This is a genomic window from Kitasatospora sp. NPDC089509 (genome assembly GCF_044749365.1).
In the GTDB taxonomy this organism is placed as follows: domain Bacteria; phylum Actinomycetota; class Actinomycetes; order Streptomycetales; family Streptomycetaceae; genus Kitasatospora.
Genome location: NZ_JBIVHS010000017.1, coordinates 149098 through 170479, shown reverse-complemented (window position 1 = coordinate 170479; position 21382 = coordinate 149098). Strand labels below are relative to the sequence as shown.

The 21382-nt window shown below is 74.7% G+C and carries 16 protein-coding genes; 13 read left to right on the top strand and 3 right to left on the bottom strand.

Annotated features, from left to right (window positions below; genetic code table 11):
• Nucleotides 1-123: 123 nt before the first annotated feature.
• From ACIP4P_RS30080 to ACIP4P_RS30045, 8 genes are all read left to right on the top strand, one after another.
• Nucleotides 124-2232, top strand: a complete 2109-nt coding sequence (locus tag ACIP4P_RS30080; RefSeq protein ID WP_400923801.1) for a tetratricopeptide repeat protein — start codon at nt 124-126, stop codon at nt 2230-2232.
• Nucleotides 2233-2493: 261 nt separating this feature from the next.
• Nucleotides 2494-3609 carry an alanine dehydrogenase gene (ald, locus tag ACIP4P_RS30075; RefSeq protein WP_400923799.1) on the top strand — a complete coding sequence of 372 codons (1116 nt, stop codon included), beginning with the start codon at nt 2494-2496 and terminating at the stop codon, nt 3607-3609.
• Between the two features lie 435 nt (nt 3610-4044).
• Nucleotides 4045-5112 carry a ParA family protein gene (locus ACIP4P_RS30070; RefSeq protein WP_030245868.1) on the top strand — a complete coding sequence of 356 codons (1068 nt, stop codon included), beginning with the start codon at nt 4045-4047 and terminating at the stop codon, nt 5110-5112.
• 41 nt (nt 5113-5153) lie between these two features.
• Complete coding sequence (locus tag ACIP4P_RS30065; RefSeq protein WP_400923832.1) at nt 5154-5687, top strand: hypothetical protein; 534 nt, start codon at nt 5154-5156, stop codon at nt 5685-5687.
• A gap of 179 nt (nt 5688-5866) precedes the next feature.
• Nucleotides 5867-6778 carry a segregation and condensation protein A gene (locus tag ACIP4P_RS30060; RefSeq protein WP_400923797.1) on the top strand — a complete coding sequence of 304 codons (912 nt, stop codon included), beginning with the start codon at nt 5867-5869 and terminating at the stop codon, nt 6776-6778.
• A gap of 263 nt (nt 6779-7041) precedes the next feature.
• Nucleotides 7042-7635, top strand: coding sequence for an SMC-Scp complex subunit ScpB (locus ACIP4P_RS30055; RefSeq protein ID WP_350516326.1), 594 nt, complete (start codon nt 7042-7044; stop codon nt 7633-7635).
• Between the two features lie 62 nt (nt 7636-7697).
• Nucleotides 7698-9074: a pseudouridine synthase gene (locus tag ACIP4P_RS30050; RefSeq protein ID WP_400923795.1), complete on the top strand. Its 1377-nt coding sequence runs from the start codon at nt 7698-7700 to the stop codon at nt 9072-9074.
• A gap of 224 nt (nt 9075-9298) precedes the next feature.
• Nucleotides 9299-10306 carry a helix-turn-helix domain-containing protein gene (locus tag ACIP4P_RS30045; protein ID WP_350516303.1) on the top strand — a complete coding sequence of 336 codons (1008 nt, stop codon included), beginning with the start codon at nt 9299-9301 and terminating at the stop codon, nt 10304-10306.
• A gap of 75 nt (nt 10307-10381) precedes the next feature.
• On the opposite strand, the gene ACIP4P_RS30040 is transcribed toward ACIP4P_RS30045, so the two are convergent.
• Genes ACIP4P_RS30040 through ACIP4P_RS30030 form a run of 3 tightly spaced genes read right to left on the bottom strand, consistent with a single transcriptional unit; the run spans nt 10382 to nt 14716 of the window.
• A complete protein-coding gene (locus ACIP4P_RS30040) occupies nt 10382-10744 on the bottom strand; it encodes a DUF952 domain-containing protein (protein WP_350516302.1) in 363 nt (120 codons plus the stop codon).
• 54 nt (nt 10745-10798) lie between these two features.
• Nucleotides 10799-12346: a DUF4139 domain-containing protein gene (locus tag ACIP4P_RS30035; protein ID WP_400923792.1), complete on the bottom strand. Its 1548-nt coding sequence runs from the start codon at nt 12344-12346 to the stop codon at nt 10799-10801.
• A 3-nt stretch (nt 12347-12349) separates the two neighbouring features.
• On the bottom strand, nt 12350-14716 hold the full coding sequence (locus ACIP4P_RS30030; protein ID WP_400923790.1) for a DUF4139 domain-containing protein: 2367 nt from the start codon (nt 14714-14716) through the stop codon (nt 12350-12352).
• A gap of 476 nt (nt 14717-15192) precedes the next feature.
• On the opposite strand from ACIP4P_RS30030, the gene ACIP4P_RS30025 reads away from it, so the two are divergent.
• The 5 genes from ACIP4P_RS30025 (at nt 15193) to der (ending at nt 21377) form a co-directional block, all read left to right on the top strand.
• On the top strand, nt 15193-16278 hold the full coding sequence (locus ACIP4P_RS30025) for a prephenate dehydrogenase (RefSeq protein WP_400923788.1): 1086 nt from the start codon (nt 15193-15195) through the stop codon (nt 16276-16278).
• Between the two features lie 55 nt (nt 16279-16333).
• Nucleotides 16334-17506, top strand: a complete 1173-nt coding sequence (locus tag ACIP4P_RS30020; protein ID WP_400923786.1) for a DUF4419 domain-containing protein — start codon at nt 16334-16336, stop codon at nt 17504-17506.
• Nucleotides 17503-18885, top strand: a complete 1383-nt coding sequence (locus ACIP4P_RS30015; protein ID WP_400923784.1) for a DUF4419 domain-containing protein — start codon at nt 17503-17505, stop codon at nt 18883-18885. The genes ACIP4P_RS30020 and ACIP4P_RS30015 overlap by 4 nt, the downstream gene beginning before the upstream one ends.
• Nucleotides 18886-19006: 121 nt before the next feature.
• The gene (gene cmk / locus ACIP4P_RS30010; protein WP_350516296.1) at nt 19007-19720 is read left to right on the top strand and encodes a (d)CMP kinase; all 714 of its coding nucleotides are present in this window, start codon (nt 19007-19009) and stop codon (nt 19718-19720) included.
• 202 nt (nt 19721-19922) lie between these two features.
• On the top strand, nt 19923-21377 hold the full coding sequence (der, locus tag ACIP4P_RS30005) for a ribosome biogenesis GTPase Der (protein ID WP_400923781.1): 1455 nt from the start codon (nt 19923-19925) through the stop codon (nt 21375-21377).
• Nucleotides 21378-21382 lie beyond the last annotated feature (5 nt).

The following is a 21382-nucleotide window of genomic DNA, read 5'->3' as shown; positions in this document are numbered from 1 at the left end:
GTACGACCGGATGTCACCTCGGCTCAGCCGGACGGTCGAACTACGCTTCGCAGACAGGGCGTCCGTCGGTCGCCCGCTTTTGCGCCGGGCGCTGAGCGCGGGACGACGTCGGGAGTGGCACGGGTGGCGAGGAAGACGGCGACGATGGACCCCGGCCCCGACGCGCCCGCCGGCGCCGTCCCCGGGCTCGACCGCTTGCCCGCCGGGCCCGCGCTGTTCGCCGGCCGGCGTGCCGAGCTGGCCGCGCTGCGGGCCGGTGCCGCCCGCCGGGTGAACGGGCGCTGCCCGGTCCTGGTGCTGGCCGGGCGGCCCGGTTCGGGCCGCACCGCGCTGGCCGCCCGGTTCGCCCGGACCGTGGCCGCCGACTACCCCGACGGGGTGCTGTTCGCCCGGCTCTCCGCCCCCGACGGCGGCCGGGTGCCGCCCGGCCGGGCGGCCCGGCTGCTGTTGGAGCAGCTCGACCCGCAGGCCGCCGTGCCGCTGCCCGGGACGGTCGAGGACGGGCGCGACGAGCCGGGCGGCGTGGCACTGCGCGAGGCGCTGGCGGGGCGGCGGGTGCTGCTGGTGCTGGACGACGTGCGGGACGCCGGGCAGGTGTGGCCGCTGCTCGCCGACGAGCCCGGCTGCCTGGTGCTCGCGACCACGGCCGGGCCGCTCACCGGGATCGAGGACATCGACCCGGTGATCCTCGGCGGGCTGGACCGGCAGGCCTCCGGAGAACTGCTGGCCGACCTGGTGGGCGGCACCCGGATCTCCTGCGACCCGGTCGGCGGGGCCGACCTCGCCGAGGCCTGCGCCGCCCGGCCGGCCACGCTGCGACTGATGGCGGGCTGGCTGCGCGCCGACCCGAAGATCGCGGTCACGGACGCGGCGCGCGAGCTCAACCGGGTGGTGGGGGAGCAGTCGCCGGCCGCGGTCGACGACGGTGACGAGGGCGGCCCGGCCACCAAGGGCGGCAAGGGTGGCAAGGGCGCCAAGGGCGGCGGCAGGGCGGCGAAGGCCGGGAAGGGCGGGCGGCCGCCGGGCGCCGCGGGGGCCCCCGCGCAGAAGGAGGGCCCGCGGACGGCGGAGGACGGGGCCGCGGAGCCCGTGGCCGCACCCGAGCCGGCCGGCGACCCGTCGACCTGGGTCAAGCCGGGGCCCGAGCCGGCCGAGCCGGTGCCCGTCCCCGACAACGACCCGCTGCTGGGCGCCTTCACCCTGCTGTACCGGGGGCTGCCGGCCGCCCAGGCCCGGATGCTGCGCATCCTCACCCTGGCCCCGGCGCAGACCGCCGACCCGCGCACCGCCTCCGCCCTGGTCGGCTGCCCGGCGCCGGAGGCGGCCGCGACGCTGGCCGCGCTGGCCGAGCGGGAGCTGCTCGGGGTGGAGGCGCCGGCCGCCGACGGCACCGCGCGCTACCGGGTGCCGGGGCGGCTCTACCCCCGGCTGACCCGGCTGCGGGAGCAGGAGGACCGGCCGGCCGAGACCGAACTCGCCCGGGCCCGGCTGCTGGAACGGCTGGTCCGGCTCACCGAGTCGGCCCGCGCCCTGCTCGACCCGGCCGCCGGGCCGGGCCCCGAGCCGCTGCCGGCCGCGCTGCGGCTGGGCTCGGCCGAGCAGGCCCGGGACTGGCTGCTCGGCGAGCGGGAGCTGCTGCTCGGCGCGGTGGCCGACGCGATCGGCCAGGGCGACCTGGACGGCTCGGCCGGCCGGCTGGTCACCGCGCTGCTGCGGGCGCTGCCGCTGACCGGTGCGGCCGCCCCGGCCGACCTCTACCGGCTGCACGAGCTGGTGCTCACCGTCGCCGAGCGCAACGGCCGCCCCCGTCGGGCCTCGGCCGCCCTGCTCAACCTGGGCGACCTCCAGGTGGCGGCGGGCCGCTGGGAGCAGGCCGCCGCGCACTACCGGACGGCCCTGGAGCACGCCCGTGCGGTCGGCGACGAGCCGCTCTGCGCCCGGGCCCTGGAGGGCGCGGCGGGCTGCCACCGGGCGCTCGGCGACGCGGTGCGCGCCGCCGACTGGTACGGGCGGGCGCTCGGTCTGCGGCAGTCGCTGGGCGACCACGCGGCGGAGGCCCGGCTGCTGGCCCGGGTCGCCGAGGCGCACACCGCGCAGCGCCGTTTCGAGGAGGCCGACCGGGAGTACCGGGCCGCGCTGGCGGTGCTGCGGCGGATCGGCGACGAACGGGGCCGGGAGGCCGTCGGCACCGCCCTCGCGGACCTGCGGGAACGCGTCGACGGCGGGTGGTGAGGGCGGTTTCGGGGGTATCGTCGAAAGTGCCCGGTTACGACACCTATGACAGGTAAGTTCCCGCGGAAGCCTACGAACCTGCCAATGTGTCCGGCGAAATTATTCGATTTGGAAGGCTGACAGGCCGCCTGGGCTTCATTACACTCGAACTCAGTCGCGCAGCGATCCCCGGCCCCGGCATGTCCGGAGGCTTCCCCACGTGCGCGTCGCCCACCGGTCTTCTCCGGTCGGGACCCCCATGGCAAGAGGACGTGTTCAGTCGTGAAGGTCGGCATCCCCCGCGAGGTCAAGAACCACGAGTACCGCGTGGCCATCACGCCCGCCGGCGTGCATGAGCTGGTCCGCAACGGACACGAGGTCTACATCGAGGACAACGCCGGTCTCGGCTCCTCGATCCCCAACGAGGAGTACGTGGCCGCCGGCGCCACCATCCTCCCCACCGCCGACGAGGTGTGGGCCACCGCCGACCTGCTGCTCAAGGTCAAGGAGCCCATCGCCTCCGAGTACCACCGGCTGCGGAAGGACCAGACCCTCTTCACCTACCTGCACCTGGCGGCCGACCGGGCCGGCACCGACGCGCTGATCGCCTCGGGCACCACCGCCATCGCGTACGAGACCGTGCAGCTGGGCAACGGCGCGCTGCCGCTGCTCGCCCCGATGTCCGAGGTCGCGGGCCGGCTGGCCCCGCAGGTCGGCTCGTACCACCTGATGCGTCCGGCCGGCGGCCGCGGCGTGCTGCCCGGTGGCGTGCCCGGCACCCACCCGGCCAAGGCCGTCGTCATCGGCGGTGGCGTCTCCGGCTGGCACGCGGCCACCATCGCCATCGGCATGGGCTACGACGTGACCCTGCTGGACCGCGACATCAACAAGCTGCGCGAGGCCGACCGCATCTTCGGCACCAAGATCAAGGCCATCATGTCCAACTCCTTCGAGCTGGAGAAGGCCGTCCTGGAGGCCGACCTGGTCATCGGCGCCGTGCTGATCCCGGGCGCCAAGGCCCCGAAGCTGGTCACCAACGAGCTGGTCTCCCGGATGAAGCCGGGCTCCGTGCTGGTCGACATCGCCATCGACCAGGGCGGCTGCTTCGAGGACTCGCACGCGACCACGCACGACGACCCGACCTTCACGGTCCACAACTCGGTCTTCTACTGCGTGGCCAACATGCCGGGCGCCGTCCCGAACACCTCCACCTACGCGCTGACCAACGCCACCATGCCGTACGTGCTGGAGCTGGCCAACCGCGGTTGGAAGGAGGCGCTGCGCCGTGACGAGGCCCTCGCCAAGGGCCTGAACGTGCACGAGGGCCAGATCACCTTCCCGGCCGTCGCCGAGGCCTTCGGCCTGGAGTCGGTCACCGTGGAGAGCGTGCTCGCCTGAACTCCCTGACCGCACGGCGGTCGTTCGCCCCCGACCCGATCCGTTCGGGTCGGGGGCTTCGCCGTGCCCGTGAACGGTGGTCGGGGTGGTCCGGTCGCTCTGTCGTCAATTTCCGACGGTCGCCTCACTCGACCCCGGCCGTCCGCAGAAACGTTAGGGTCATGGGCCTGCTCATCCCTTGACAGGAGCCCGCCCGATAGTCGACACATCGTGCCCACTACCGTGGATTGTGTTGCTGCGAACGCCTTGAACGGCCTAGAGTCGCAAACCGTCGGCATGCTGCCACGCTGACGAATCGACATAGAGTCCTGGATGCCCAAGGAGGTAAGACGACTTGTGAATGAGTCGACAATTGCTCCCGGGGGTGGTCAGCCAGGACTGGCGGAGCTCACCGCCGGCCAGCCGAGTGAGGAGCCCGGGGCCCGGCAGCCCTCCGTGGGCTCGGCCGAGGTCGGCTCGGTCGCACTCCGTACCTTCGAAGCACGCCAGAACACAGCACAGGTGACCACGGTGACCGATCACGACGCCGATTTGGCGGCCTACGGCCTGGCCTACGGCGAGTTCGCCTACGGCGCCTACGACGACCCGGACGCCGAGTACGAGCCGGACCCGGAGTACGCCGCCACGCTGGCCCCCGACGCCGCGCGCCAGCGCCGCGAGCGGGTCGGCCCGACCGGCCGGCCGCTGCCGTACTTCCCGATCCCGGCGCCGGTCGCCGAGCACGGACCCGCCCAGATCATCGCCATGTGCAACCAGAAGGGCGGCGTCGGCAAGACCACGTCGACCATCAACCTGGGCGCGGCACTGGCCGAGTACGGCCGCCGGGTGCTGCTCGTCGACTTCGACCCGCAGGGCGCGCTCTCGGTCGGCCTCGGCGTCAACCCGATGGAGCTCGACGTCACCGTCTACAACCTGCTCATGGAGCGGGGACTGACGGCCGATGAGGTGCTGCTGAAGACGGCGGTCCCGGGCATGGACCTGCTGCCCTCCAACATCGACCTCTCGGCCGCCGAGGTGCAGCTGGTCAGCGAGGTGGCCCGGGAGTCCGCGCTGGCGCGCGCCCTGAAGCCGCTGCTGCCGGACTACGACTACGTCATCATCGACTGCCAGCCCTCGCTGGGCCTGCTGACGGTCAATGCGCTGACGGCCGCTCACAGCGTGATCGTCCCGCTGGAGTGCGAGTTCTTCGCGCTGCGCGGTGTCGCGCTGCTGACCGAGACCATCGAGAAGGTGTGCGAGCGGCTCAACCCCGAGCTGCGCCTGGACGGCATCCTCGCGACCATGTACGACTCGCGCACCGTGCACAGCCGTGAGGTGCTGGCGCGGGTCGTCGAGGCGTTCGGCGAGCACGTCTTCCACACCGTCATCGGGCGGACCGTGCGCTTCCCGGAGACCACCGTCGCCGGCGAGCCGATCACGACGTACGCGACCAACTCGGTCGGTGCCGCCGCCTACCGCCAGCTCGCCAGGGAGGTGCTCGACCGGTGCCGCCCCGCCGAGTGAGTCTCCCGGGTGCCGACGAGCTGTTCCGGACCACCGGCGGGATGGCGCTGTCGCCGTCCCTCGCGCCGCGTCCGGCCGCCGAGGCATCCAGACCGGAGACCGCGCGGACCGTCAACGGCACGGACGGCGCCGAGGGCGCCGAGGCCCCCCGGGGCGGCCAGGACGACCGGCAGGTGCCGCAGGAGCAGCAGTCCACCGCCGCGGTGCCCGCGCCCGCGCAGCCGCCCCTCCAGCGGGCGGCCGGGGCCCAGGGGGCCGCGCCGGGCGCCGCCCCGGCGGGCCGCACCCACACGGGGGCCGCCGAGGAGCAGGCCGGAGCCGCCGGGCGCGCCCGGCCGCGCGGCCGCGCGCCGCGCCGCCCGAGCGGGCGCGAGCGGCACGACGAGAAGATCACCGTGTACGTGTCCGCCGAGGAGCTCATGGACCTGGAGCACACCCGGCTGGTGCTGCGCGGTGAGCACGGCCTGGCCGTGGACCGCGGGCGGATCGTCCGGGAGGCCATCGCGGTCGTCCTGGCCGACCTGGAGCAGCGCGGTGAGGCCTCGATCCTGGTCCGGCGGCTGCGCGGCCGGTAGGACGGCCCCGCGGGGGCCGTGGCGGCCGGGGAGGCCGCTGCCGGGCTCCGGGGCGGGGAAGGGCCGGTTCCCGTCGGCCGGGGGGCCTTCCGGGGTGCCGGGGACGCCGGCCGGGCCGGGCGGCGTGTCGGCGGCCCCCGGACGGGACGGCCGGTGCGGGCGGGTGAAGATGGAACGTCATGCCGAGCACCGTGAAACCCGCCGCCAGCGCCGCGAAACCAGCCGTCAGCGCCGTGAACGCCCCCGTGAACGCCCCCGAGGAGGAGTCCCGGGGCGGCTTCCGGGTACGGCTGGACAACTTCGAAGGTCCCTTCGACCTGCTGCTCGGCCTGATCGCCAAGCACAAGCTGGACGTCACCGAAGTGGCGCTGGCCACCGTGACGGACGAGTTCCTGGCGCACATCCGGGCGATGGGCCCGGACTGGGACCTGGACGCGGCGACCGAGTTCCTGGTGGTGGCCGCCACCCTGCTCGACCTCAAGGCCGCCCGGCTGCTGCCGGTGGCGGAAGTGGAGGACGAGGCCGACCTGGCCCTGCTGGAGGCGCGTGACCTGCTGTTCGCGCGGTTGTTGCAGTACCGGGCCTACAAGCGGGCGGCGGCGCTGTTCGGCGAGCGCTGGGCGGCCGAGCTGCTGCGCCGGCCCCGGGCCGTCGGGCTGGAACCGCGGCACGCGGAGCTGCTGCCCGAGGTGGTCATCACCGTCGGGGCGGAGCGGCTGGCGCAGCTGGCGGCCAAGGCGATGGAGCCCAGGCCGAAACCGGTGGTGTACGTGGACCACATCCACACCCCGCCGGTGAGCGTGCGGGAGCAGGCCGCGCTGGTGGTCGGGCTGCTCGGCGGACTCGGCGAGGCCTCGTTCCAGCAGCTGGTCGCGGACGCGCCGGACACCCTGGTGGTGGTCGCCCGCTTCCTGGCGCTGCTGGAGCTGTACCGCGAGCGGGTGCTCGCCTTCGACCAGCCGGAGGCGCTCGGCGAGCTGCGGGTGCGCTGGGTGGCCGAGGAGGGCCGCGGCGCGGTCGAGGTGACGGACGAGTTCGACCGGCCGGCGGGAGAGACCGGGCGGCCCCAGGAGGAGGACGGGCGGCGATGAGTGGCGGGAACGACGGCGGGCGCCCGGTGCGGCGCCCGCTCGGGCTGCCGGGGCGGCCGCGGGCCGAGGAGTGGCTGGAGCCGGTCTTCGCGCTGCTGCCGGAGCCGGAGCCGGAGCCGGAGCCGGAGCAGGTGGCGGTGCCGGCGGTGCCGGAGCCGGGGGACGGCGGGCCGCGGGTGGTGCACCAGAAGTCGGCCCCGTCGACGTCCGGTGCGCCGGAGCCCGTCGGGCCGGGGCTGAAGGCCGAGCTGGAGGCGGTCCTGATGGTCGTCGACGAGCCGGTCGGCGAGGAGCGGCTGGCCGCGGTGCTGGAGCGGCCGCGGGCCGAGGTGGCCGGGGCGCTGCGCGAGCTGGCCGCCGAGTACGCCGCCCAGGGGCGCGGTTTCGACCTGCGGCTGGTGGCCGGCGGCTGGCGGTTCTACAGCCGGGAGACCTGCTCCGGGGCCGTCGACCGCTTCCTGCTGGACGGCCAGCAGGCCCGGCTGACCCAGGCCGCGCTGGAGACCCTGGCGGTGGTCGCCTACCGGCAGCCGGTGTCCAGATCGCGGGTCTCCGCCGTCCGCGGTGTGAACTGTGACGGCGTGATGCGTACCCTGGTACAGCGAGGACTGGTGGAAGAGGCCGGATCCGAGCCCGAAACAGGTGCGATCCTGTATCGGACGACGAACTACTTCCTGGAACGGATGGGGCTCCGCGGCTTGGACGAGCTGCCGGAGCTCGCTCCCTTCCTGCCCGAGGTCGACGACGTGGAAGCGGAGTCCCTGGAGGGCACGATGATCGCGGAGGCGGTCGCCGCCGCTGCCGCGCAGGCCGCGGACGGCAGTGGCGAGGCCGACCGGGCAACGCCCGATCGGTAGGGGGAGGTGAGGTCGGCCGAAACGACCGCACATCCCAGACGGAACGACGTACGGACACTTTGATGCGTAGCAGTGGCAACGGCAGGAACAGCAGCGGCGGCGGCAGCGGGCGCGGCGGACAGGGCGGGGGCCGGGGCGGCTCCTACGGCGGTTCGGGCTCCGGCTCGCGCGGCCGCTCGTACGGCGGCGGCAGCGGCAGCGGTGGCGGCCGTGGTGGTTCGTACGGCGGCGGTTCGGGCTCCGGCTCGCGCGGTGGTTCGTACGGCGGCGGCAGCGGCAGTGGCGGCGGTCGCGGTGGTTCGTACGGCGGCGGCAGCGGGAGCGGTGGCGGTCGCGGTGGTTCGTACGGCGGCGGTTCGGGCTCCGGCTCGCGCGGCGGCTCCTACGGGCGGGACGGCGGTTCGTACGGCCGTGACGGCGGCCGCCGGGACGACCGGCGCGACGACCGCCGCTTCCCGGACCGCCCGCTGCGGCCCGAGGAGCGCAAGTACGACCGCCCCGAGTTCGGCGGCGGTCCGAACGCCACCCCGGCCCGCGGCGGCTTCGCCGGTCGGCGCCCCGGCCCGGCCCCGCGTCCGCGCCGGGAGGGCCAGGGTGCCCCGGGCGACCCGCGCCGCCAGCCGCAGCGCTCGCGCGAGCTGCAGGCCAAGATCGAGGACGCCGTGCTGGCCCGGCACGACAAGCCGGCCGTCAAGCTGCCCAAGACCTTCGGCGAGCCCGAGGGCGAGCGCCTGCAGAAGGTGCTGGCCCGGGCCGGTGTCGGCAGCCGGCGCGCCTGCGAGGAGCTGATCGAGCAGGGTCGGGTCTCGGTCAACGGCAAGCAGGTCACCGAGCAGGGCAAGCGGGTCGACCCGGAGAAGGACGAGATCAAGGTGGACGGCCTGACCGTCGCCACCCAGTCCTACCTGTTCTTCGCGCTCAACAAGCCGGCCGGCGTGGTCTCCACCATGGAGGACCCGGACGGGCGCCAGTGCCTGGGCGACTACGTGACCAACCGGGAGACCCGGCTGTTCCACGTCGGTCGGCTGGACACCGAGACCGAGGGCATCATCCTGCTCACCAACCACGGCGAGCTGGCCCACCGCCTCACCCACCCCAAGTACGGCGTGACCAAGACCTACCTGGCCGCCATCCAGGGCCCGATCCCGCGGGACCTGGGCAAGCAGCTGGCCCAGGGCGTGGAGCTGGAGGACGGCTACGCGCGCGCTGACAGCTTCAAGGTGATCTCCAACGTCGGCAAGAACTACCTGGTCGAGGTGACCCTGCACGAGGGTCGCAAGCACATCGTCCGCCGGATGCTGTCCGAGGTCGGCTTCCCGGTCGAGAAGCTGGTGCGCACCCACTTCGGTCCGATCGCGCTCGGCGACCAGAAGTCCGGCTGGCTGCGCCGGCTGACCAACCCCGAGGTCGGCCAGCTGATGCGTGAGGTCGGCCTGTAGGACCCGGGTCCACACCGGTCGTTCGTCGGAGGGTCCCCCGCCCGTGGTGGCGGGGGACCCTTTCGCGTGGGTGTGAGCCGGGACGCAAGCGCTGGTCACGGCCTTGTCAGCGCCATGATCCGTGGCCGAGGATGGCCACCGGACCACCGCCCCGCCGGATGGCGGGACTGCGCCAGGACGGGCGCCGGAGTGGTGGTCCGCGGCGAACAGGGGGAGACGGCGTCGTGTCCGATGCAGCACTGGGGCGGTCCGCCGGACACGCGCTCGGCCCGTTGGGACTGGCCGAGCCGGACGGGCAGGTGTACGCGGCGCTGGTCGCCAGTCCGCAGTCCACCGCGCAGGAACTGGCGGAGAGCTGCGGCCTGACGTTCCAGCAGAGCGTGCGCGCGCTGGACCGGCTGGCGCAGCAGGGGATGGCGACCCGGGCGCCGGTGGACCGGGAGCGCTACCTGCCGGTCGCCCCGGACGTGGCGATCGGGACCCTGATCGGCCACCGGGAGTCCGAACTGCGGCACGCCCGGGCCGAGATGCACCGGCTGATGGACGCCTTCCGGGAGGCCTCGCGCTACACCGACCCGGCGCACTCGGTGGAGGTGCTGACCGGCGGCGAGGCGATCGCCCAGCGGCTGGAGCACATCACCGAGTCCAGCCAGTACCAGGTGCGCGGCTTCGACCGCCCGCCGTACATCCAGGACCCGGTGGCGGGGATGCCGCTGCAGCGGCGGCGGCTGCGGGAGGGGCTGAGGTTCCGGACCGTCTACGACCGGGAGGCGGTGGCCTGGCCCGGACGGCTGGAGAAGAACATCCTGGTCGGCGTGGCGGACGGCGAGGAGGCGCGGGTGAGGCCGACGCTGCCGATGAAGATGATCATCTCGGACGACCGGATGGCGATCATTCCGATCAGCGTCGGCGACAGCGTGCTGGACGCGGCCTACGTGATCCACCCCTCGGCGCTGCTCCAGGCGCTGGACACGCTGTTCGAGGCGGAGTGGGAACGGGCCGTGCAGCTGCAGGCCGCGATCGGCACCGGGGACGCGTCGCCGGAGCCGGAGGCCGACCACCGCAAGCTGCTCGGCCTGCTGGCGGCCGGGCTGACCGACGAGTCGATCGCCCGCTCGCTGGGCTGGAGTGCCCGGACCACCCAGCGGCGGCTGCAGGCCCTGATGCGCTCGTTGGGCGCCACCACCCGCTTCCAGGCCGGGATGGCGGCCCGGGAGCGGGGGTGGCTGTAGCGGAGGCGGCTGTAGCGGGGACGGCTGCGGCGCGGACGGCTGCGAGCGCTCGGCACCGGGGACGGTGCCGGGCGCTCAGCTCCAGGGGCTGAGTGAGACCCAGCGGCCGTCCGGGCCGCGCTCGACCTTCTCCAGGCCGACCACGGCGGTGCGGTTCAGCCGCCCGTAGATGTGCGGGAACAGCACGCCGGGGGTGGCGCCGGCCGGCGGGGCGCCGTGGGCGGCCTCCCACTTGACCATCGGCTCCACCAGTGACTCCTCGATCAGCAGCACCATCAGCGGGTCCGGGGTGTCGGCGAAGAAGGCGTTGGCCACCGCGAGCGCCGTCTGCTCGTCCGCGGAGCAGTGGATGAACCCGTCGGTGAGCAGCGACGCGGTGGCGTACGGGCGGCCCGGGTCGGCCAGCCAGTCGTCCAGGGGGGCGAGGTGGAGGATCATGTTCCTTTTGTACCCGCTTTCCGGTCCTGAGCGGTCGTCACGAGCCCTGCTGCGTCACAGCCCGGCCACCTTGGCCGAGGCGGCGACCTCGTACACCAGGGTGAGGCTGCGCCGGGCGCCCGGGCCGAGCGGCACGTCCCAGCGGACGATGCCCTCGGCGTCGAAGGAGTCCGGCGCCGGGGAGCACTGCTCCTTGCGCAGCCGCACCTCGACCGCCGCGACCTCGGAGACCGGCACCCGCTCGCGCACCGTGACCAGCTGCTCGTCGTGCTCCTCCGGGCCGGAGAAGCGGGACAGGTGCAGCCGGACGGTGCGGGTGGTGGTCTGCCGACCGCTCAGCGCGGCGGTGCTCCGCTGCTCCTCGGCCTCGCGGACCACCCGGTAGTCGTCCGTACTGCCGAAGGACAGCTCGGCGTCGGCGCCCGCCGCGGTGAACCGCAGCTCGCCGCGGCCGGTGAAGCCGCTGCCGCGCACCAGCTCGACCGGGCCGGCCAGCAGCGGGTGCCCGGCCGCGTTGCGGAACCGGACCACCCGGGTGACCAGCGGGGACAGCTCGGGGGCGCAGGCGTACTCGCTGCTCGCCGGGCCGGTGAAGGCGCCCAGCGGGACCCGGTGCGCCCGGCCGTCGGACGGGACGGTGGCCGGGACGGGGGCGGACAGCACCCGCACCTCGCCGCCGTCGTCCAGGCCGGGGACGGCGGCGTCCGGGCCGAGGGTGCCGATCCGCTCCTCGCGCAGCTCGACCTCGACCGTGCGGCGTTCCTCGTCGGTGCGCTCGCGCAGGGTCAGCCGGTCCTCGGTGAGCGCCGGCGGGTCGGTGGCGAGGGCCGAGCGGGCGGTGGAGAAGGTCAGCCGGGTGCCGGTCCAGTCCTCGCCGGTGCGCTGCCAGACCACCGCCTCGGACTCCAGCCGCAGGCTGCCGCCGTCCAGGACGGCGCGGTAGGAGGGGCGCCACAGGGCGCAGGGCACCAGGTGGTGGACGGTCAGGCCGACCGGGCCGGGCCGCTCGGCCTCGACCGTGAGCTCCAGGTGGGCGAGCAGCTCGGCGGGCTCCTCCTCGGCCCGGTCCAGGGCCAGCAGGGCCTGGGAGCGCTCCTGCTCCAGGCGGCGCAGCCGGGAGTGGGTGGTGCGCAGCTCCTCGCCGTGGCGCTCGCGTTCGGCGTCCACCCGGTCCAGCTCGCGGGCCCAGCGGGTGCGCTCGATCTCGCCGACGCCGGCGCCCTCGCCGACCTCGCGGAGCAGGTCCGCGGAGAGCTGGGCGAGCAGGGCGAGGCGGGCCTCCAGCCGGGCCCGGGTCTGCTCCGTCAGGCGCGACTCGACCTCCAGGCCGTGCAGCCGGTGGCGCAGCGCGGAGTCCTCCGGGCCGGGCGGCAGCGGGGCGCGCGGGGCCCAGGTGCGCACCAGCCGGGCCTCCAGCACCCGGGTGCCGGGGGCGGTGGCCTCGGCGCGCAGGGTGCGGTCGACGGCCAGGGCGGTGAGCGGACCGAGCCGCAGCCGCTGGACGCCCGCGGCGAGTTCGACGGTCACCGTGCGTTCGACGTGGGCGCGGTCCTCCAGGCAGGTGACGGCGGTGACGGGAAGGGGGAGGGTCGTATCGGTCATCTGTCAGTTCCTCCGGTTTCCGCCGACGATGGCCTTTCCGGCCGGGATCTTGATCTGGAAGCCGCCGTCCAGCTCGGCCCGGCCGCCCGGCGGCAGTTCGACCCGCCAGAGCCGGGTGCCGGCGGGGTGCTCCGGGTGGGCCGGGCCTCCCTGGTGGGTCGGGTCTCCAGGGCCTCCCGGGCCTCCCGGGCCTTCCGGGCCGGTGGTGGCGGGGGCGTGCCAGTCGGCGTGTTCCTCGATCCGGATCTCGGCGTCGGAGGCGACCGGCACGCGCTCGCGGACCTCGACCGTGACGGCGCGGCCGAGCCGGTTCGCCAACCGGACGTGCACCCGGTGGTCGAGCACGGTGCTGTTGCCCTTCAGCATGCCGGTGGTGGACTCCCGCAGCTCGGTGCGGCGCGCCACCTCGACGCTCTCGGTGACGCCGATGCCCAGGCTCCGGGTGCCGCCCGGGGCGAGCGTCGGCAGGGCCGCGGTGAGCAGGAACTCGTCGTCCACGGTGACCTCGACCGGGCCGGCCAGCACGGCGCGGTCGGTGCGGTTGGCGAGCACCAGGGTCGCGTACACCTTCTCCTCGACGGCGGGGACGGTGACGTACTCGGGGCTGACGGCGAGCGGGACCTCGTCCACCGTGACGGTGTGCCAGGTGCCGTCGGAGGGGACGTCGGCGCGGGCGGCGGCGTCGAAGCGGTGGTCGAAGGAGCCGGCCGACTCGCGGGGCGGGACGGCGTGGCGGGGGAGGGTGAGCCGGGCCAGGCGGGAGCCGTCGTCGCCGCCGGGCTGGAACCGCTGGTGTTCGTCGCGCTCGATCCGCTCGATCCGCTCGATCCGTTCGGGGCTGGGGCGCAGGGTGCCGCGGTAGCCGGTCGGGTCGTCGGGGCCGGCCAGCCGGAGGTCGGGGTAGTCGAGCAGGACGGCCTCGGGGACGGGGCCGGTGGTGGGCGGCGGGGGCGCGTGGTGGCTGCGGCGCAGGGCCCGGTGCGGCTCCTCCGGTGCGAAGCCGCCGAAGGCCTGCGGCATCGGGGCCGCCGCGGTGACGGGGGCCGGGGTGGGGGCGGGGGCGCCGGGCGCGAGGGGGGCGCCGTAGCCGGCGAAGCCGGGCGGCGGGGGTGTGGGGGACGGCCCGTGGGCGCCCGGTTCGACGCTCGGCTCGTGGAGGTCGAGCGTGCCGCCGCCGTACGGGCCGGCGGGCGGTGCCTCGTCCGGGAGGAACTCGGGGCGGGCGCCCCTCGCTCTGGCCGCGAGACGGTGCGGGGCCTTCGGTGCCGGGGGCGGGACGGCGGCGCCGACGGGTACCGGGTGCCCGGGGTGACGGGGGGCGGGGCGGTCGGCGGCGGCCGTGTCGTAGGCCGTGTCGTAGCCGGTGAAGAGGTCGGCCAGGCCGGCCGGGGGTTCGCGCCAGCCGGAGGGCGGCGGGGCGGGCTGGCTGCGGCCGATCCGCAGCGAGGCGAGCCGGGGCAGGTCGGTGCGGCGGTCGAGGTCGGCGGTGGACAGGGCGAGCCGTACGCCCGTCCAGTCCTCGCCGGTGTGCTGGGCGACGGCGGCGCGCAGGACCAGGTGGGCGGTGTCGGAGCCGGTGCGGTGGCTGAGGCGGTAGGTGGGCACCCAGCGGGCGGTGGGGACGCCGTACTCCAGCTCCAGCTCGACCTGTTCGGCCGGCTCGGCGTGGTCCTCGGTGTGGTCCTGGGCGCGGTCCCCGGTGTGGTTCTCGGTGTGGTCCTCGGTGGTCAGGGTGAGCAGGACGGTTTCGGTGGTCCCGACCGGCTCGGTCCGTCCGGCGGTGGACGCCCGGTCCAGCCGGTCGGCGGCCAACTCGCGCTCGTGGTCGGCGAGTTCGATCTCGCGGGTGAGCTGCTCGGCGCGCTCCTGGAGGCGGGACAGCCGTTCGTCGACGAAGTCGGCGAGCTCCAGCCAGGCGTCGGCCGGGGTGCGGCGCAGCGGCTCGTCCCGACGGCGCTGCGGTGGGACGGCACGCAGGGCGGCGGTCTCGGCGATCGCCGACCGGACCAGCCGGTGGCGTTCGTTCAGCGCGCCCTGGCGCTCCATGGCCTCCTCCAACTCCCTCCGCAGCTCCGGGAGTTCGTCGGGCTCATGGAGTTCGACCAGGGTTTCCAGGCGGGCTTCGACGACCGCCGTCCCGGTCGGCCCGGAGAGCACCCGGGCGCGCAGCGAGTCGGCGCGCAGGGAGTCGGGCAGGCCGGTCAGCCGCAGCCGTCCGTCGGGCGGGAGCGGCACGGTGGCCCGGCGCCGGCACACCGCGCCCTCGGCGTACACCACGACGGCGTCCAGGACCGACGGGTGGGCCGGTACGGCCGGTGGTTCGGTCGGCCCGGTGTGACCGTGGTGCCGGTCCGCCAGCTGATCGTCCATGCGCATCCCCTTCGTTCGCGTCCCGCTTGTTCGTGTCCGGCTTGTTCGCGTCCGGTGTGCCGCGGCTCGCCCCGCCGTCCGCCCGGGCGGCCAGTCTGCCCCGCCCGGGTGCGGGCGTCGCCGGATTTCCCGGGGCGCGGCGTGTGAACCACGGGCCGGGCGCGGCCCGTGCACTGTGGGGGACGGGAGGACGGGGTGCCGTGGTTGCCGGAGGGTGCCGGGCGGCCGGCCGGGGCCGGCGGGTGCCGGTGGGAGCAGCCGGGACGGCGGGGGCTGACGGGCTTGCCGGGGGCGGGGGTTTCGGGGGCCCGTCGGGTGGGAGGATGGGCGCGGGTGCTCCCGGTCGACTCCGGTACCCGTCGCGCTCCCGGCACCTGGCGCGGCACCGGCACCCGTCGAGCACCGCCAGCGGGACCCAGTGGGACCCGGTGGGACACCGTCCAGTCGAGAACCGTGATCGAGGAGAGCCACCCGTCATGCGCACTGCCGTCGTCGTCGGCACCGGACTGATCGGCACCTCCGCCGCCCTGGCCCTGGCGGCCCGCGGGCTGACCGTCCATCTGGAGGACGCGGACCCGGACGCCGCCCGCACCGCCGAGTCGCTCGGGGCCGGCATCACCGAACCGGCCGAGGGCCCGGTCGACCTGGCGATCATCGCCGTCCCGCCGGCCCTGGTCGGCAAGGTGCTCGCGGACTGCCAGCGCCGCAACCTGGCGCACTGGTACACCGACGTGGCCAGTGTGAAGTCCGGTCCGGGCAGCGAGATCGCCGCGCTCGGCCTGGACACCGTGCACTACATCGGCAGTCACCCGATGGCGGGCCGCGAGCGGTCCGGGCCGCTGGCCGCCCGCGCCGACCTGTTCGAGGGCCGTCCCTGGGTGCTCACCCCGACCGCCGACACCGACACCGACACCCTCAACGCCGCGCTGGAGCTGGTCGCGCTGTGCGGGGCGGTGCCGATCGTGATGGACGCGGCCGCGCACGACCGGGCCGTGGCCCTGGTCTCGCACGCCCCGCAGCTTGTCTCCTCACTGGTCGCCGCCCGGCTGGAGCACGCCGACGAGACGGCCATAAGGCTCTCCGGCCAGGGTGTGCGCGACGTGACCCGGATCGCCGCCTCCAACCCCGGGATGTGGGTCGACATCCTCTCCGCCAACGCGGGCGCGGTCGCCGACGTGCTGGAGGACGTCGCCAACGACCTCGGCGACACCGTCACCGCGCTGCGCGCCTTGGCCGCGGAGGGCGAGGGCGAGCGCCGCTCCGGCGCCAAGGGCATCGAGGCGGTGATGCGGCGTGGCAACACCGGCCAGGCCCGGATCCCCGGCAAGCACGGCGCCCCGCCGACCCGGTACGAGACGGTCGCGGTGGTGCTCGGCGACCAGCCGGGCGAGCTGGGCCGGCTGTTCGGGGAGGTCGGCGAGGCCGGGGTCAACATCGAGGACGTCCTGATCGAGCACTCGGACGGGCAGCAGGTCGGCTTCGTCCAGCTGTCGGTGGCGCCGATGTCGGTCAAGCGGCTCACGGCGGCGCTGCGCGCGAGCGGGTGGAGCGTCCGGGACTGATCGCCCGGCGTCGGGGATTCACCGCTCGTCGGGCGGTGCCGGAGGGGGAGTGGGCGTGATCATCGAGTTGCCGCTGGGGGAGACCCGGCGCGGGGTCGACGGTGAGCCGGTCGACCTCGGGAACGAGCGGTTCCTGCGGGCGGTGGTGGGCGGGGGGTTCCGGATCCGCCACCGCAGTGTGGCGGCGATGGTCGAGCGGCCACGGCCTGCCCGGCCGGACTTCGCCGGTGTCGGCGGTGTCGGCGGTGTCGATGATGCGGGCGGTGTCGGCGCGGACGTCGAGTCCGAGCCGACCTGCAGCCTGCTGCTGCGCGGCACCCACGCGGCCTTCGCCGACCACCTGCCGCTGAGCCTGTCGCCGGACGTGCTCTGGTACGCGGTCGTGCACGAGATCGCGGTGCACGTCCGGATGTACCCACCGCGCTACCGGGCGCTGTTCGGCGGGGCGGACCGGTCGCGGACGCTGGTGGTGCGGGACGACTCGCTGGCGGGACCGGACCCGACGGCTTCGGGGCCGGAGTGGGCGCCGGAGTGGGCTCCGGACTGGGCGCGGTCGATCCGGCTGGTCCGGGGGCCGCTGACGGCGGCGCTGGGCCCGGAGCCGGTCGAGCTGTTCCGGCCCTCGTTCTCGACCACCACGGCGGACGACGAGGCCTCGGTGCTGGTCACGCTGATGGACGTGGTCAGCCCGTACTACGACTTCCGCTGGGAGACCCGCTGCGGCATCCCGCGGGTGCGGCTGGAGGGCACGGCCGCGGACTGGGCGCTGCTGGCGGACCGGGTCGGCGCGCTGGCCGAGCGCTTCGACTGGCTGGCGCCCTGGTTCGCCGAGCTGCGCCCCGTGCTGGCGGAGATCGCGGCGACGGCGGCGGGCGGGCCGGTGGACGAACGCTTCTGGCGCTCGCTGTACAAGTGGGAGTCGGTGTCCGGCGGCCCCCGGGTGACCGGCTGGCTGACCGCCTTCTTCGCCCACACCCAGACCCCGGACGGCCCCCGGCTGCGGCAGACCTTCGGCTGGCGGGAGGCGGCGGAGTCGGCGTACCACCGGGACGCCTTCGCGGTGAACGACTTCCCCTCGCACCTTTCCGTGGTGCCCTTCGTGTGGGATCGTCTGGGCTTTGAGCGGTCGATGATCTTCGTCGCCGGGGTGCTCGGGATCGAACGGGACGGCGAGTTCCTGCGGCCCCGGCTCGGCCACGCGGTACTGGAGAACGGGGGTGGGCTGTGATCGTCGAGGTCGAGCTCGGGGACGGGCGGGAGCCGGGCGACGCGGCGGAGCTGGAGGTCGCCGGGAACGACGCCTTCCTGGCGGCGGTGGTCGGCGGGGAGTTCACCGTCCTCCACCGCAGTGCGGGGACGCTGCTGGTGGCCCCGAAGGAGTACGAGCCGCCGGTGGCGGAGGCGGAGCCGACCTGGAGCCTGCTGCTGCGCGCCGCGCACATCGCCTTCGCGCGGCACCTGCCGCTGAGCCTGTCGCCGGACGTGCTCTGGTACGCGGTCGTGCACGAGGTCGCGGTGCACGTACGGCTTGACGCGGAGCGGTACGAGGGGCTGTTCAGCGCCACCCCCGGGCGGAAGCGGACCATCCAGGTCAGGGACGACAGCCTGCTGAGCGCCGACGCGGACTGGGCGCGGTCGATCCGGCTGGTCCGCGAACCGCTGGCGAAGGAGATCGGGCCGGAGCTGGTGGAGCTGTTCCAGCCCGCGTTCTCGACCACCACGCCGGACGACGTGTCCTCGGTGCTGGTCGCGCTGATGGACGTGGTCAGCCCGTACTACGAATTCCTCTGGATCACGATGTGCGGCATCCCGCGGGTCCGACTGGAGGGCACGGCCGCGGACTGGGCGTTGCTGGCGGAGCGGGTCGGGGAACTGGCGGAGTGGTTCGAGCCGCTCGGGCCGTGGTTCGCCGCGCTGCGGACGGTGCTGGACGAGATCGCGGCGACGGCGGCGGGCGGGCCGGTGGACCAGGAGTTCTGGCGCTCGCTGTACAAGTGGGAGTCGGAGTCGGGCGGGGACTTCGTCTCCGGCTGGATCACCGCCTTCTTCGCCCACACCCAGACGCTCGCGGGGCCGGTGCCGCGGACGGACTTCCGGTGGCTGGACGGGCGGGCGCGGTTCACCGAGAACGCCTTCCCGTCGCACGTCTCCAAGGTTCCCTTCCAGTGGGAGACGGTCGGAGGGATTCGGTCGATGGCCTTCCTCGGCGGGGTGCTCGGGATCGAGCGGGACGGTGAGTACGTGCGGCCCCGGCTCGGGAACGCGGTGCTGGCGGTGGAGCGGGAGCCCGTGGGCCCGGAGGCCGAGCAGGCCGCACTGGCGGCGGAGCAACTGCCGCAGGGGTGGACGATCGAGCGGGTGCGGGAGGTCAGCGGGGCCGCGTGGGCCGAACTGGTGCCGACGGACGGCGTCACCGTCGCGAACGTGGCGGGCGAGCCCGTGGGCCCGGCCGTCGCACTCATCCGCTTCGGCCTCTTCTGCCTGGTCCGCTGCGCGGGCGACGACGACTGGTACTTCGGCCTGCGGCTGCGGGACGGCACGGTGCACTTGGAGGGCTCGCGCGGGCCGGACCTGGCGGGCGCATTGGCCGGGGCAGAGCACTGGTGACCCGGCCGGGGCGGGGTTCGGCGGCGGTCCATTAACCTTGAGGGAGACAATCCCCGGCCGTCCGCCCGCGCAGGCGTCCGGCTCCCATGCTCTCAGCATGCTCAGAGAGAGGTTCGCCCCCGTGGACACTGCCGACCGAGCGCACGCCCCGGTCGTCGTCGCCATCGACGGACCCTCCGGCTCCGGCAAGTCGACCGTCTCGCGGGCGGTCGCCGCCCGGCTGGGCCTGAGCTTCCTGGACACCGGCGCCATGTACCGGGCCATGACCTGGTGGATGCTGGCCAACGACGTGGACGTGGACGACCCGGAGGCGGTGGCCGTCGCGTGCGGCAAGCCCGTCATCGTGTCGGGTACGGACGCCGACGGGCCGACCATCACCGTGGACGGGCAGGACGTCTCCGGCCCGATCCGCGGTCCCGAGGTGACGGCGCAGGTCAGCGCCGTCTCCGCGGTGCCGGCGGTGCGGACCCGGCTGGTGGAGCTGCAGCGCGGCTGCGCCGAGGTCGCCGAGCGCGGCATCGTCGCCGAGGGCCGGGACATGGGGACCGTGGTGTTCCCGCGGGCCACCGTCAAGGTGTTCCTGACCGCCTCCGAGGCGGCCCGGGCCGAGCGCCGGGCGGCCGAGCTGCGGGCCAAGGGCGTGGACGAGGCGACCATCACCGCGATGGCCGCCGACCTCGCGCGCCGCGACGCCGCCGACTCCTCCCGGGAGACGGCGCCGCTGACCCAGGCCGCGGACGCGGTGCTGGTGGACACCAGTGAGCTCACCCTGGAGCAGGTGATCGACCGGATCACCGCCCTGGTGGAGGAGCGGGCCGGACTGTCCTCGGTCTGACCTTCCGGTCGGACCCTTCGGTCGGACCTTCTGGTTGGACCCTTCGGTCTGACCTTTCGGTCTGATCAACTGATCAACTGATCAATGCACGATCCGCAGGCCGTCGAGGCGTTGCGGAGGAAACCATCGCGCTGCCCCAGCGGGGCAGGTACGCACGGCACGCCCCTGGGAAGGGCCGGGCCGGGAAACGGAACAGACGAACATGACCGCAGAGCACTCCGCCACCGGCCCCGGTGAGCTGGACGCCGCAGACTACGCCGAGTACATGGCCCTCGCGGCCGAAGAGGGCTTCGACCTCGACGGCTTCGACGACGAGGACGGCGCCGCGCACGTCCGACTGCCGGTGCTGGCCGTCGTCGGCCGCCCGAACGTCGGCAAGTCGACCCTGGTGAACCGCATCATCGGCCGCCGTGAGGCCGTCGTCGAGGACAAGCCCGGCGTCACCCGCGACCGGGTCACCTACGAGGCCAGCTGGAACGGCCGCCGCTTCAAGGTCGTCGACACCGGCGGCTGGGAGATCGACGTCCTCGGCATCGACGCCATGGTCGCCGCCCAGGCCGAGCTGGGCATCGAGCAGGCCGACGCGGTGCTGTTCGTGGTGGACGCCAAGGTCGGTGCCACCGACACCGACGAGGCCCTGATCAAGCTCATCCGCCGGGCGGGCAAGCCGACCGTCCTGTGCGCCAACAAGGTCGACGGCCCGGCCACCGAGGCCGAGGCCGCCTACCTGTGGTCGCTGGGCCTGGGCGAGCCGTTCCCGGTCTCCGCCCTGCACGGCCGCGGCTCCGGCGACCTGCTGGACGCCGTCATGGACGCGCTGCCCGAGGCCCCGCCGCAGACCTTCGGCGACGCCGCCCCCGGCGGCCCGCGCCGGATCGCGCTGATCGGCCGACCCAACGTCGGCAAGTCCAGCCTGCTGAACAAGGTCGCCGGCGAGGAGCGGGTGGTCGTCAACGAGCTGGCCGGCACCACCCGTGACCCGGTCGACGAGATGATCGAACTCGGCGGCAAGACCTGGAAGTTCGTGGACACCGCCGGTATCCGCCGCCGCGTCCACCTGACCGCCGGCGCCGACTTCTACGCCTCGCTGCGCACCTCCGCCGCCCTGGAGAAGGCCGAGGTCGCGGTCGTCCTGGTCGACGCCAGCGAGACCCTCGCCGAGCAGGACACCCGGATCATCTCGATGGCCGTCGAGGCCGGGCGCGCCGTCGTCATCGCCTACAACAAGTGGGACCAGCTCGACGAGGAGCGCCGCTACTACCTGGAGCGCGAGATCGAGCGCGACCTCGTCCAGGTGCAGTGGGCCCCGCGCGTCAACGTCTCGGCCAAGACCGGCCGGCACATGGAGAAGCTCGTCCCGGCGATCGAGACCGCGCTGGCGGGCTGGGAGACCCGCGTCACCACCGCGCGCCTGAACGCCTTCCTCGGTGAGCTGGTCGCCGCCCACCCGCACCCGATCCGGGGCGGCAAGCAGCCGCGCATCCTGTTCGGCACCCAGGCGGGCATCCGGCCGCCGCGCTTCGTGCTGTTCGCCTCGGGCTTCCTGGAGGCGGGCTACCGGCGCTTCATCGAGCGTCGGCTGCGCGAGGAGTTCGGCTTCACGGGGACGCCGATCTCGATCTCGGTGCGGGTCCGGGAGAAGCGGAAGAGGAAGTAGTGGTC